The organism is Streptococcus oralis, from assembly GCF_023110435.1.
Classification (GTDB): domain Bacteria; phylum Bacillota; class Bacilli; order Lactobacillales; family Streptococcaceae; genus Streptococcus; species Streptococcus oralis_CF.
Genome location: NZ_JALDWB010000001.1, coordinates 280,481 through 294,227 on the forward strand (window position 1 = coordinate 280,481; position 13,747 = coordinate 294,227).

A 13,747-nucleotide genomic window follows, 5' to 3' on the forward strand; every position below is an offset into this window, starting at 1 on the left:
AGGGAAGGACGATGGCCTATATTGAAATGAAACACAGCTACAAGCGTTACCAGGTTGGGGATACGGAGATTGTGGCTAATCGTGATGTGAATTTTGAAATTGAAAAGGGGGAGCTGGTTATCATTCTAGGTGCTTCAGGTGCTGGAAAATCAACAGTTCTCAATCTTTTAGGAGGTATGGATACCAATGATGAGGGGGAGATTTGGATTGATGGTGTCAATATCGCCAACTATAGTTCGCACCAACGAACAAACTATCGTCGTGAAGATGTAGGCTTTGTTTTTCAGTTTTACAATCTGGTCTCCAATCTGACAGCCAAGGAAAACGTGGAGTTGGCCTCAGAAATTGTAGCTGATGCCTTGGATCCAGAGCAGGTGCTCAAAGATGTGGGGCTAGATCATCGGCTCAATAACTTTCCAGCCCAGCTTTCTGGAGGGGAGCAACAGCGAGTCTCAATTGCACGCGCTGTAGCCAAAAATCCTAAAATTCTCCTCTGTGATGAACCGACGGGTGCCTTGGATTACCAAACGGGGAAGCAAGTCTTGAAGATTCTCCAAGACATGTCTCGTCAAAAAGGAGCGACGGTGATTATCGTGACCCACAATAGCGCGCTAGCTCCTATTGCAGATCGGGTTATTCACATGTGCGATGCCACGGTTAAGAGCGTAACAATCAATGAGCGTCCACAGGATATCGAAATATTGGAGTATTAGCATGAAAAAAACATACCGAAAAGACTTGCTCCAGTCGGTGATTGCTTCCAAGGGACGCTTTGCTTCTATCCTGACCTTGATGATGCTGGGTTCTTTAGCTCTAGTAGGGCTCAAAGTGACTAGTCCAAATATGGAACGTACGGCAGAAGAGTATCTCCGTAAAGCCAATACCTTGGATCTGGCAGTGATAGCTGATTATGGTTTGGATAAAGAAGACCAGGAAGAACTAAAGACCCTTCAAGGAGCAAATGTTGAGTTTGGCTATATGGCAGACCTAACAGTTGAACATAGCGAAGATGCGGTTCGACTTTATTCCAAGCCAGAGGGTATTTCAACCTTCCAAGTGACAGAAGGTCGACTGCCAGAAGCTGATGAGGAAATTGCCTTGGCTGATTTCTGGAAAGACCGCTATCAGATTGGGCAGACTATCACCTTTAGCAAGAAAGAAGAAAAGTCCGTCCTAAAATCCCAATCTTTCACCATTACTGGATTTGTTCAGTCGGGTGAGATGCTTTCTCAAAAAGACTTAGGGAGTGCTAGCAGTGGAAATGGAAGCTTGGCTGGCTATGGAGTGATTTTACCCAGCCAGTTTGATTCAGATGTTTATAGTATTGCGCGTGTGCGCTATGATGATCTAAAAAATCTGGATGCTTTTTCATCAGACTATAAGACGAAACGAGCCCAATATCAGGAAGAGTTGCAAGACTTGCTGGCTGATAATGGTCAAAAAAGATTGGCAAGTATCAAATCAAATGGGCAAAAGAGCTTGGAAGATGGGAAAGAGCAGCTCCAAACAGCTGAAAGGAACCTTCAAAAAGGCAAGACTCAGTTAGAGCAGGCTGAAAGTCGCTTGAAAACGCAAGAAGAACAAGCGACCGCTTTGCCAGAGCCTCAAAAGAGTCAAGCCAAGGAGCAATTGACAAAAGCTAAGGAAGAATTGGCTACCGAAAAAGAAAAAATGGCTCAGACAGAGAGTAATCTAGCCAAGGAAAAAGAGAAGCTTGAACAGCGTCAGAAAGAGCTTGATGAACTGGCAGAGCCGAAATACCACGTATACAACCGCCAAACCATGCCAGGTGGTCAAGGCTATCTCATGTATAGTAACGCTTCAGCAAGCATTCGTTCTGTCGGGAATATCTTCCCAGTGGTGCTTTATATGGTCGCTGCAATGGTGACCTTTACTACTATGACTCGCTTTGTAGATGAAGAGCGTACCAATGCCGGTATTTTCAAGGCCCTAGGTTACCGGAATCAAGATATAATTGCCAAGTTTGTCCTCTATGGTTTTCTTGCAGGAACTGTAGGAACCATTTTAGGAACGCTTCTAGGACATTATCTCCTTGCAGGCGTGATTTCGGATGTTATAACAACTGGAATGGTCGTTGGGAAAAGTCACGAGTATTTCTATTGGTCTTATAGCCTCCTTGCCCTAGCCTTAAGTTGGGTATCCAGCGTTTTGCCGGCTTATCTGGTGGCACGGAGGGAATTACACGATGAAGCAGCCCAACTCTTGCTTCCCAAACCTCCCGTTAAAGGATCAAAGATTTTGCTGGAACGCCTGAGCTTTATTTGGAGCTGTTTGAGCTTCACTCATAAGGTTACGGCGCGAAATATTTTCCGTTATAAGCAACGAATGTTGATGACCATTTTTGGAGTTGCGGGTTCGGTTGCTCTCCTATTTGCAGGTCTTGGCATTCAGTCATCTGTGGGAGGAGTTGTGGAGCGTCAATTTGAACAAATCCAGCAATACCAGATGATTGTAGCGGAAAAGAGCAGTGCGACGGAGCAAGAAAAAGCAGATTTAGAAAGTGCCTTGCAAGCTGAATCGATCCACGCTTATCAAAAGATTTACTCTAAATCCATTGAAAAAGATTTTAAAGGAAAAGCAGGACTTCAGACCATTACCATAATGGTCACAAGCAGAGAAGACTTCAAGCCCTTTATCGCATTACAGGAAAATGGGCAAGAGGTGGAGATCACTGATGGAGCGGTCGTGAGTCAAAAACTAGCCCAACTAGCAGGTGTTAAGGTTGGGGATAAGCTGGAGCTTGATGGGAAGGAAATCAGGGTCGCGGCTATTTCTGAAAATTATGTTGGACACTTTGTTTATCTCAACCGAGCGACATACGAACAAGTCTACGGCACCAGTCCAAAAGACAATACCTACCTAGTAAAATTAAAAGATCCAACACCTTCCAATACGGAGAAAGAAGCTGCTACCTTCATGGAAAAACCTGCTGTTTCTGGGGTCGTCCAAAATGCGACGGCCATCCATCTCTTTGAATCCGTGGCTAGTTCGCTCAATAAAACCATGGCAATCCTTGTACTTGTTTCCGTCTTGCTAGCCATTGTCATTCTTTACAATCTCACCAATATCAATGTCGCAGAGCGTATCCGTGAACTTTCCACTATCAAGGTTCTCGGTTTCCACAATAAAGAAGTGACCCTCTATATCTACCGTGAGACTATGGTGCTGTCCCTTGTGGGGATTGCTCTCGGTTTGGTAGCTGGGCACTATTTACATCAATTTTTGATCCAAATGATTTCTCCTACCACCATACTCTTTTATCCACAAGTCAGCTGGGAAGTCTATGCTCTTCCAATCGTCGCAGTGACTGTAATATTAGCCTTACTAGGTCTCCTTGTCAATCACCACTTGAGAAAAGTGGATATGCTCGAAGCCCTGAAATCAGTAGAGTAATTCACGGTTTTAAACAGTAAATCAGTTGACAAAGTCTCTACTTCTTGGTAGAATAAGAACTGTCGTAAAGACAAATAACTTCTTCTTGGTTACAGGCATGCCAACCTGTCACTCGGATGAAGCCAAATAAAAAGGAGAAATATCATGGCAATCTCAAAAGAGAAAAAAAATGAAATCATCGCACAATATGCACGTCACGAAGGTGATACAGGTTCAGTAGAGGTTCAAGTTGCTGTCCTTACTTGGGAAATCAACCACCTTAACGAACACATCAAACAACACAAAAAAGACCACGCTACTTACCGTGGATTGATGAAGAAAATCGGTCGCCGTCGTAACTTGCTTGCATACTTGCGTAAAAACGACGTTAACCGTTACCGTGAGTTAATCAACTCTCTAGGACTTCGTCGTTAATCATGATGCTAAGGGCGTTAAAAATCCGTATGAAAATAGGGAAACGACGCAGTGTTCGATGAACACAAGGAGTTTCATCTTTTTCACTAGGATTTTAGCCCGAGCTCAAATTGGCTCTCTGACTTCAGAGGGCTTTTTGTTTTTGCCAAGTGCTTAGGCCGTGTTCAATTGAGCATATCTTGATAATGAGGCTACTCTAAATTGGGTAGCTTTTTTCTTTTGTATGGATTTTAGCCCGAGCTTAAATCAGCTCTCTGATTTCAGTGGGCTTTTTCTATATATGTTTCTATCCTTGTTCATCTAATAGAAATATGGTATACTTTTTATGAGAATTTTCTAAATTTTTAAGATTCTATCAAAGGAGGTTTGCATGCTTTCCAAATTTTCTGGAAGCCGAAGGGACCTGCAATTTGTGTTGTTTTTGGGTATTTTGTTAGCTGTTTTAGGGATTTCGCTCTTTCTAGCTGTTTCTATGGGGTCCGTTGCGATTGATTTAGGAGATACCTATCGGATAATTTTGAGCAGGTTGGGTTTTCCTCTTGAGATAGGAGAGGTTTCCAAGTCTACTCTTGCCATTGTATGGAACATGAGATTCCCCCGAGTATTGTTAGGTCTGATAGTAGGGGCTGGTCTTTCTATGTGTGGTAGCGTGATGCAGTCTACAGTGAACAATCCCATCGCAGAGCCTTATGTCTTAGGAATATCTGCGGGTGCAACTCTAGGGGCAACCTTGAGCATCATTCTTGGTTTAAAAGTGATGATTAGCCTTGGAGCTTTTCTTGGAGCTATTTTGGCAACAATCGCTGTCCTCATCATCGCCTCTATGCAGGGAAGGATGACGACTTCTAGTCTGATCTTATCAGGAACGGTGGTCAATGCTCTCTTTTTAGCTTTTTCCAACTTTATTATCTCAGTTGGCGCTAATGCTGACAGTGTGATGACCATTAAGTTTTGGACCATGGGTTCGCTTGCAGGGACTACTTGGTCTGACTTGGTCCTGCCAACTATAGTAGTAGGATTGGCCTTTCTATTTTTCGCTACCCAGTATCGCGTTTTCAATGCAATGATGATGGGTGATGAGGCTGCTTTAACTTTGGGGATTCCCTTACGCTTTTATTGGTATCTTTATGTGACCATGGTAGCTGTGCTGACAGCAGTCTTGGTGGCGACTTGTGGGATTATTGGATTTGTTGGTCTGATTACTCCTCACTTAGCTCGAGGGTTAGTAGGAACGAATTACAGGAGGCTTTTTTCTGTTGCGACCTTACTGGGTGCTCTCTTCGTCGTCTGGGCAGATGTGCTTTCTCGTGTCATCATTCCAAATGCCGAGTTGCCTATTGGTATTTTCACAGCCTTAGTAGGTGCTCCCTTCTTTATCTACATTGTTGGAGGTAGGCGAAGGGAGGTGAGGGCCTGATATGGACTTGATTTGTCAGGATGTCCACTTTGGACTAGGAGAGAAAAAAATCTTAAAAGGAGTTTCTCTTAAGGTTGAGGGGCATCAATTTCACACGATACTAGGACCGAATGGAAGTGGGAAAACCAGCCTGCTTAAACTCCTCTATCGTCAGGAAAAGGCGGACAAAGGCTTGATAAGCCTAGATGGAAAGCCACTGGAGCATTGGTCACTCAAAGAAACAGCTAAGCAAATGGCAGTTGTCACCCAGTTTAATCAATTGCAGTTTGATTGTACAGTTGAGGAAATCGTCTTGCTGGGAAGAACTCCCCACCTCTCTTTTTTACAGAAGGAAAAGGAAAGAGATTATGCTCTCGTTCAAGATGCTCTCGTCAAGGTGGATATGCTCGAGAAGAAAACTCGTCTCTATTCGTCTCTGTCAGGGGGGGAGAAACAACGAGTCTTATTAGCCCGCGCCTTGGCGCAAGAACCGACTCTCTTGCTCCTGGATGAACCTACCAATCACCTGGATATCAAGTACCAGTTAGACTTGTTGGCCATTGTGAAGAATCTCAAGGTCAATGTTCTAGCTGTCCTGCATGATATTCAACTTGCTTGTCGCTATTCGGATTATCTCTATCTGATGAAAGAGGGAGAAATCCTTTACCAAGGGACTCCAAAGGAGACTATCACCCCTGAGTCATTGCAAATTGTATACGGAGTTCAAAGTCAGGTTACTTGGACCGAGGATCAGCAAGCCATGATTCACTATTTATAAGAATGAAAAGGAAAACAATATGAAAAAAACACTAAGCATTTTACTCGTAACAGTAGCTACCTTAACCATGGCAGCTTGTGGCAACACTACTACAGAAAAAGCTACCACACAGTCTAGCACAGAAACAAGTCAAAAGGCCAGCACAGAGACGACTTATCCATTCACGGTCAAGACCTATGATGCTAAGGGGAATGAAGTCGAACAAATCTTTGACAAGGCACCTGAAAAAGTTATCACCAATAATCTTTCAACAACTGAAATCTTGTTGGAGTTAGGCTTGAAGGATAAAATTGCTGGCATGCTCAACCCGGACAATGCTGTAACAGGTAAATACAAGGATGCGATTGCGACGATTCCTCAAATTGGCGATAAAAAAACAGTTTCTCAAGAGACAGTCCTTTCTTATGAACCAGATGCGGTGATGGGTCGAAACATGATGTTTTCAGAAAAATCCTTGGGAACAGTTAGCGCTTGGAATGAAAACAAAATCCCGGTCTATACGCAAAAAGCTTCTCTCTCAACGATTCAGCAAGATTTGGGAAATATCGTAGAAGATGTCAAAAATCTTGGAATGATTTTCAATGTTCAGGACAAGGCTAATGAATACGCAGCCCAATTACAAGCTAAAATTGACGCTGTTAAGAAAGCAAACCCAGCAAGCCAAGGTGAAAAGAAAAAGGCTTTGATTATGGTTGCTTATAATGACGAAACCTTTGGTGCTTACAAGTCTGCTTTGCAAGAGAGCTTGTTGAATCAACTTGGTTATACCAACGTTGCAACGGGAACATCAGGCTTGACCTTGGAAAATCTCGTGTCAATGGATCCTGAGTTGATTATCTATGTAACCAGCGACCGCAACAAAAAATTGGATGCCAATGCAGTAGAGTTGATGAAGGCAAATGAAGTTTTAGAAAACGTTCCTGCAATTAAGAATCAAAAAATCATGACCATTTCTTACGATGAGTTGATGGACTATGGTCCAGCAGTGATTGATTCCCTTGAGAAAATCAATGACTTTATCAATAAATAATGAGTTTGATTGGGAAGGGATTCAAGTTAAGATCAGCCTTCCTTCGACCTATGATCCCAACCAAACCTATCCAGCTATTCTCTTGAATGATGGAAACTTGAATTTTCTATCTTCCCTTTCAGAATCTGTGATTTTAGTGGGCTTGACCTCTAAAAATCGCCTAGATGACTACACTCCCTGGAAGGCATCTGCTTTAAGGGATGGGGCTCCAGATTTTGGTGGTCAGGCAAATGCCTATCATGGTCATTTATTTGGAGGTCTTTTAGACAAGCTGCAGTCGCTTTATCGCCTGGACAAAAATCGCCTTGCCTATGGAGGTTACTCACTAGGTGGTCTAGCAGCAGTATACAGTCTTTTCAGCTTTGACAAGGTCTCCTGTATCTTCTCTATCTGCGGTTCCTTTTGGTTTCCTGATTTTGTGACTTATTGCAGGGAAGAAGAGGTGAAAAATTTGGACTGTTTACTGTATTTACAGAATGGTCAAACAGAGGGAGCCCATCATATCAATCGCTTGGCTCAAGCACCAGTCTATGCTGAGCAGATTCATACCAGTCTTCAGAAACACTATCCGACTGGTCAGTTTGTCTTTGATCCCTATGGGCATCATGAGCAAGTGGCTGAACGATTCCTAGCCTTTTCCAATTGGTTGGCCCAAAAATGGAAAATTGCATAAAAGAAATATCCCTTGGTAAAAGCCAAGGGATAATTGTATTTTTTAACCAAGTTTCTCTCTCTTCTTATCTGGATTCCAGATAAAACTTGCGATGAAGGTAAAGATAATCGTTAGGATACCAACAAGCACTGCAAGGATAAGGGCAGGGATGCGGACAAACCACCAGAGTGGGTTTGGTTTTTTATCATTGTGCCATTGCTTGGTTTCTTCATCCAAACGTTGGAATTCTGCTTGGATACGATCTGCAACCATTTCGATTCCTTCATCATTCATTTTCTTGATGTCTGAGATATCGATAGGATTTCCAAAGTTCATATCCACACGTTCACGGCTAACCAAACCTTTCAAGGTCATGGGACCAGTATAGGTAACTGGCATGATACGGACCTTAGCCATCTTGGCAATCAGAGCAACTCCGCCTTTGACATCTGTCGAGTGGCGACTACCACTAGGAAACATGATAAGGGAACGGTCACTTTTTTTGAGGACATTGATAGGGTATTTGATAGCAGAGGCGCTAGGATTTTCCCGGTCGATAGGAAAGGCCCCACACATACGGATCCACCAGCCAAAGATACGGTTGTTAAACAGCTCTTTTTTGGCCATAAAGATGAACTGTTTTGGCTTGGTCGCAAAGGCCATGTAAACAGGATCCCACCAAGTACGATGAGGAGCGACGAGGATATAGTTTTCATCTTTACTAGGGATTTTATCAGTATTGTGGTAGTGGGCATTGCCATTGATGGACCACAAGATCAGCATGACTAGTCCACGCAAATAAGTATAAAACATGAGATCTCCTTCGATTGTATTGCTTTTATTATTATACCTTATCAAAAGACTACTGGCAAACTTTTTCAGTTATCAGTCAACAGTTTTAGATGGGATTAGAATTCTTTTAAAAAAAATGATATGATAGAATTTATGGATAAAAATAAGATAATGGGATTAACCCAAAGAGAAGTCAAGGAAAGACAGGCTCAAGGTTTGATAAATGACTTTACCGCTTCGGCCAGTACCAGTACTTGGCAAATCATCAAACGAAATGTTTTTACACTTTTTAACGCATTAAACTTTGTTATCGCTCTAGCGCTGGCCTTTGTGCAGGCTTGGAGCAATCTGGTTTTCTTTGCTGTTATCTGCTTTAACGCTTTTTCAGGGATTGTGACCGAGCTACGGGCCAAACATATGGTGGACAAGCTCAATCTCATGACCAAGGAAAAGGTCAAAACCATCCGTGATGGTCAGGAAATTGCCATCAATCCAGAAGAATTGGTTCTAGGAGATGTCATTCGTTTGTCTGCGGGAGAGCAGATTCCTAGTGATGCTCTGGTTCTGGAAGGATTTGCGGAAGTCAATGAAGCCATGTTGACGGGTGAGAGTGATTTGGTGCAAAAAGAAGTGGATGCCTTGCTTTTATCAGGAAGTTTCCTAGCTAGTGGCGCAGTTTTGGCTCAAGTTCACCATGTCGGGGCAGACAACTATGCTTCCAAACTCATGCTGGAAGCTAAGACCGTGAAACCGATCAATTCCCGTATCATGAAATCGCTGGACAAGCTAGCTGGTTTTACTGGGAAGATTATCAGTCCCTTTGGTCTAGCTCTCCTGCTAGAAGCCTTGATGTTAAAAGGTTTGCCCCTCAAGTCATCCGTTGTAAATTCGTCGACAGCCCTTTTGGGGATGTTGCCTAAGGGAATTGCCCTTTTGACCATCACTTCGCTCTTGACTGCGGTGATTAAGCTTGGTCTGAAAAAGGTATTGGTGCAGGAGATGTACTCTGTCGAGACCTTGGCGCGTGTGGATATGCTTTGTTTGGACAAGACGGGAACCATCACTCAAGGAAAGATGCAGGTGGAGGCAGTTCTTCCGCTGACTCAAACCTACAGTGAAGAGACTATTGCCAGCATTCTGACCAGCTATATATCTCATAGTGAGGATAAAAATCCAACAGCCCAAGCCATTCGCCAGTGTTTCCAAGGACAGGTTGCCTATCCTATGATTTCCAATCTTCCTTTCTCTAGTGACCGTAAGTGGGGAGCTATGGAGTTAGAAGGGCTAGGGACAGTTTTCTTAGGTGCACCTGAGATGTTGCTTGAAAATGAAGTCCCTGAAGCCAGAGAGGCCTTGGAGAGAGGGTCACGTGTCTTGGTCTTGGCACTCAGTCAGGAAAAACTAGACCACCACAAACCACAGAAACCATCTGATATTCAAGCCTTGGCACTGCTCGAGATCTTGGATCCGATACGAGAAGGGGCAGCTGAAACACTAGACTATCTCCGTTCTCAGGAAGTGGGCCTCAAGATTATCTCTGGTGACAATCCGGTCACTGTATCCAGCATTGCCCAGAAGGCTGGCTTTGCGGACTATCAAAGCTATGTTGATTGCTCAAAAATCACGGATGAGGAATTGATTGCCATGGCTGAAGAGACAGCTATTTTCGGACGTGTTTCCCCTCATCAAAAGAAACTCATCATCCAAACGCTGAAAAAAGCAGGGCATACAACAGCAATGACAGGGGACGGTGTTAATGATATTCTTGCTCTTCGTGAGGCGGATTGTTCTATCGTGATGGCTGAGGGGGATCCTGCGACTCGTCAAATTGCCAATCTAGTTCTTTTGAACTCAGACTTTAATGATGTTCCTGAGATTCTCTTTGAAGGTCGTCGTGTGGTTAATAACATCGCCCATATCGCACCTATTTTCTTGATTAAGACCATCTATTCCTTCCTGTTGGCAGTTATCTGTATCGCCAGTGTTCTTCTGGGACGGTCTGAATGGATTTTAATTTTCCCCTTCATTCCAATCCAGATTACCATGATTGACCAGTTCGTGGAAGGTTTCCCACCATTCGTTCTGACTTTTGAGCGAAATATCAAACCTGTTGAGCCAAATTTCCTCAGAAGATCCATGCTTCGCGCCCTACCAAGTGCACTCATGATCATATTTAGTGTCCTTTTTGTGAAAATATTTGGAGCGAGTCAAGGTTGGTCTGAGATAGAAATCTCAACCCTACTCTATTATCTCTTAGGCTCTATCGGATTCTTATCTGTATTTAGAGCCTGTATGCCATTCACCTTCTGGCGTGCCCTCTTGATTGTTTGGTCTGTGGGAGGCTTCCTAGCCACAGCTCTCTTCCCAAGGATTCAAAAACTGCTTGAAATTTCGACCTTGACTGGACAAACGTTGCCTATTTATGGGGCCATGATGCTGGTCTTTACCGTGATTTTTATTCTAACCAGTCGTTATCAAGCGAAAAAATAAAGAAAGGCTGCAATCTGTGGATTGCGGTCTTTTTAGGTGTAAGATTGCTAGCTGAAATATGGTATAATAAGAGGTAATAGAGTTTTGGAAAGTGAGAGAAGATGATTTCAAAGAGATTAGAATTGGTTGCTTCCTTTGTGCCACAAGGGGCCGTTTTACTAGATGTGGGGAGTGACCATGCTTATCTGCCGATCGACTTGGTCGAAAGAGGACAGATCAAAAGCGCTATTGCAGGTGAGGTGGTGGAAGGTCCCTACCAGTCAGCGGTCAAGAATGTTGAGGCTCACGGTCTAAAGGAGATAATCCAAGTTCGTTTAGCCAATGGCTTGGCAGCTTTTGAAGAGACAGACCAAGTGTCGGTCATCACCATTGCTGGTATGGGAGGGCGATTGATTGCTACGATCTTGGAGGAAGGGTTGGACAAGTTGGCTAGTGTCCAACGATTAATCCTACAGCCCAATAATCGTGAAGACGACTTGCGCATCTGGTTGCAAGACAACGGATTTCAGATTGTAGCCGAAAGCATCCTAGAAGAAGCTGGCAAATTCTACGAGATTTTGGTTGTGGAAGCGGGACAAATGAAGCTATCAGCAAGTGATGTTCGCTTTGGTCCTTTCTTGTCCAAAGAAGTCAGTCCAGTCTTTGTCCAAAAATGGCAAAAAGAAGCAGCTAAGCTAGAATTTGCTCTTGGCCAAATCCCAGAAAAAAATCTGATGGAACGTCAAGTTCTGGTAGATAAAATTCAAGCCATCAAGGAGGTACTCCATGCTAGCAAGTGAAGTAATACAAGCTTATGAAGGCTTTTGCCCACAGGAATTTTCTATGGAGGGAGACAGCCGTGGTCTGCAAATCGGTACTCTAGACAAGGATATCCAAAGAGTCATGGTTGCCCTCGATATTCGTGAAGAGACGGTGGCAGAGGCCATTGAAAAGGATGTGGACTTGATTATCGTCAAGCACGCGCCGATCTTTCGTCCTATCAAGGACTTGGTAGCCAGCCGTCCGCAAAATCAGATTTACATCAACCTGATCAAGCATGACATCGCAGTTTATGTCAGTCATACCAATATTGATATCGTTGAAAATGGCCTCAATGACTGGTTTTGCCAGATGCTAGGCATTGAGGAGACGACCTATCTTCAGGAAACAGGCCCAGAACGTGGGATTGGGCGTATTGGTGACATTCAACCACAGACTTTTGGAGCATTTGCTCAGCATGTCAAGCAAGTCTTTGGTCTAGATAGTCTTCGCATGGTGCATTATCAAGAGAGTGATTTGAAGAAGGAAATTTCAAGAGTTGCCATTTGCGGTGGTAGTGGTCAGTCTTTCTATCCTGATGCTTTGGCAAAGGGGGCAGATGTCTACATCACTGGGGATATCTACTATCACACAGCTCAGGATATGTTGTCTGAAGACTTGCTGGCATTGGACCCGGGGCATTATATCGAAGTGCTTTTTGTGGAAAAAATCGCTGCACTCCTCACTCAATGGAAGGCAGAGAAGGGCTGGACTATTGATATCTTGCCTAGTCAAGCATCGACTAATCCTTTCCACCATATCTAGTTAGAAGGTGAAGACAATGAAAAAAGTTGCCATTATTGGAGCAGGGATTGTAGGGGCGACAGCTGCCTACTACCTCGCGAAAGAAAGCGACCTAGAGGTGACCGTTTTTGACTATGGTCAAGGTCAGGCAACCAAGGCAGCAGCGGGAATTATCAGTCCTTGGTTTTCCAAACGCCGTAATAAAGCCTGGTACAAGATGGCGCGCTTGGGAGCTGACTTTTATGTGGATTTGTTGGCTGATTTAGAAAAGTCTGGTCAGGAAATCGACTTTTACCAGCGTTCGGGAGTTTTTCTCCTGAAAAAGGATGAATCCAAGTTGGAAGAGCTCTATGAACTAGCCCTCAAGCGCAGAGAAGATTCTCCCTTGATAGGTCAGTTAGCCATTCTGGACCAAGCGTCTGCAAATGAATTATTCCCTGATTTGCAGGGATTTGACCGCCTGCTCTATGCTTCTGGTGGGGCACGGGTGGATGGCCAGCTCTTAGTGACTTGTCTGCTAGAAGCCAGTCAGGTCAAGCTGGTCAAAGAAAAAGTGAGTCTGACACCTTTAACATCAGGTTACCAGATTGGCGAAGATGTGTTTGATCAGGTTATTTTGGCTACGGGAGCTTGGTTGGGGGATGTTTTGGAACCTTTAGGTTATGAGGTAGATGTTCGTCCCCAAAAGGGACAACTCCGAGACTATCAGCTCTCCAAAGACCTAGAATCTTACCCTGTTGTCATGCCAGAAGGAGAGTGGGATTTAATTCCTTTTGCAGGCGGGAAATTGTCCCTAGGAGCTACTCATGAAAATGACATGGGATTTGACTTGACAGTGGATGAAACCTTGCTCCAACAAATGGAGGAAGCAGCCTTGCCATACTACCCAGCCTTGGCTGAAGCTACTATAAGAGGTGAGCGAGTAGGAATCCGTGCCTATACTAGTGATTTCTCTCCTTTCTTTGGACAGGTGCCAGGATTATCAGGTGTTTATGCAGCCAGTGGACTAGGTTCATCAGGCCTCACAACGGGTCCTATCATTGGCTACCATCTAGCCCAATTGGTTCAAGACAAGGGGTTGACCTTAGATCCAGTAAACTATCCAATTGCAAACTATGTCAAACGAGTAAAAAGTGAATAAAATTTTACTGAAATTTTAGCAGGTAGTTTAGGATGGCAAATGACATTCCCTATCAAAAATGGTAAAATAAGAAAAAATAATCCGAGAATCGAGGAAAA

At 43.7% G+C, this 13,747-nt stretch carries 12 protein-coding genes; 11 read left to right on the forward strand and 1 reads right to left on the reverse strand.

Annotated features, from left to right (window positions below):
- Window positions 1-11: 11 nt before the first annotated feature.
- From M1F97_RS01400 to M1F97_RS01430, 7 genes are all read left to right on the forward strand, one after another.
- Entirely contained in the window at window positions 12-713 is a 702-nt protein-coding gene (locus M1F97_RS01400; protein WP_247943949.1) for an ABC transporter ATP-binding protein, read from the forward strand.
- Entirely contained in the window at window positions 709-3,414 is a 2,706-nt protein-coding gene (locus M1F97_RS01405; RefSeq protein WP_247944310.1) for an FtsX-like permease family protein, read from the forward strand. Before M1F97_RS01400 ends, M1F97_RS01405 begins: the two co-directional genes overlap by 5 nt.
- Before the next feature lie 144 nt (window positions 3,415-3,558).
- Complete coding sequence (rpsO, locus tag M1F97_RS01410) at window positions 3,559-3,828, forward strand: 30S ribosomal protein S15 (RefSeq protein ID WP_001018251.1); 270 nt, start codon at window positions 3,559-3,561, stop codon at window positions 3,826-3,828.
- Window positions 3,829-4,198: 370 nt separating this feature from the next.
- Window positions 4,199-5,245, forward strand: a complete 1,047-nt coding sequence (locus M1F97_RS01415; protein WP_247943950.1) for a FecCD family ABC transporter permease — start codon at window positions 4,199-4,201, stop codon at window positions 5,243-5,245.
- Between the two features lies 1 nt (window position 5,246).
- On the forward strand, window positions 5,247-6,002 hold the full coding sequence (locus M1F97_RS01420; protein ID WP_247943951.1) for an ABC transporter ATP-binding protein: 756 nt from the start codon (window positions 5,247-5,249) through the stop codon (window positions 6,000-6,002).
- A 19-nt stretch (window positions 6,003-6,021) separates the two neighbouring features.
- Window positions 6,022-7,032, forward strand: a complete 1,011-nt coding sequence (locus M1F97_RS01425; RefSeq protein WP_247943952.1) for an ABC transporter substrate-binding protein — start codon at window positions 6,022-6,024, stop codon at window positions 7,030-7,032.
- A complete protein-coding gene (locus tag M1F97_RS01430) occupies window positions 7,013-7,705 on the forward strand; it encodes an alpha/beta hydrolase-fold protein (RefSeq protein WP_247943953.1) in 693 nt (230 codons plus the stop codon). The genes M1F97_RS01425 and M1F97_RS01430 overlap by 20 nt, the downstream gene beginning before the upstream one ends.
- Window positions 7,706-7,747: 42 nt before the next feature.
- On the opposite strand, the gene M1F97_RS01435 is transcribed toward M1F97_RS01430, so the two are convergent.
- The gene (locus tag M1F97_RS01435) at window positions 7,748-8,497 is read right to left on the reverse strand and encodes a lysophospholipid acyltransferase family protein (RefSeq protein WP_247943954.1); all 750 of its coding nucleotides are present in this window, start codon (window positions 8,495-8,497) and stop codon (window positions 7,748-7,750) included.
- 132 nt (window positions 8,498-8,629) lie between these two features.
- Here M1F97_RS01435 and M1F97_RS01440 point away from each other — a divergent pair, with 132 nt between their 5' ends.
- The 4 genes from M1F97_RS01440 to M1F97_RS01455 all read left to right on the forward strand — a co-directional run bounded on the left by M1F97_RS01440 (window position 8,630) and on the right by M1F97_RS01455 (window position 13,649).
- Window positions 8,630-10,966, forward strand: a complete 2,337-nt coding sequence (locus M1F97_RS01440) for a cation-translocating P-type ATPase (protein WP_247943955.1) — start codon at window positions 8,630-8,632, stop codon at window positions 10,964-10,966.
- Between the two features lie 101 nt (window positions 10,967-11,067).
- Window positions 11,068-11,745 (forward strand): tRNA (adenine(22)-N(1))-methyltransferase, encoded by a 678-nt coding sequence (locus M1F97_RS01445; protein ID WP_247943956.1) that lies wholly within the window; start codon window positions 11,068-11,070, stop codon window positions 11,743-11,745.
- Window positions 11,732-12,529: a Nif3-like dinuclear metal center hexameric protein gene (locus M1F97_RS01450; RefSeq protein ID WP_247943957.1), complete on the forward strand. Its 798-nt coding sequence runs from the start codon at window positions 11,732-11,734 to the stop codon at window positions 12,527-12,529. Before M1F97_RS01445 ends, M1F97_RS01450 begins: the two co-directional genes overlap by 14 nt.
- Window positions 12,530-12,545: 16 nt before the next feature.
- A complete protein-coding gene (locus tag M1F97_RS01455) occupies window positions 12,546-13,649 on the forward strand; it encodes an NAD(P)/FAD-dependent oxidoreductase (RefSeq protein ID WP_247943958.1) in 1,104 nt (367 codons plus the stop codon).
- Window positions 13,650-13,747 lie beyond the last annotated feature (98 nt).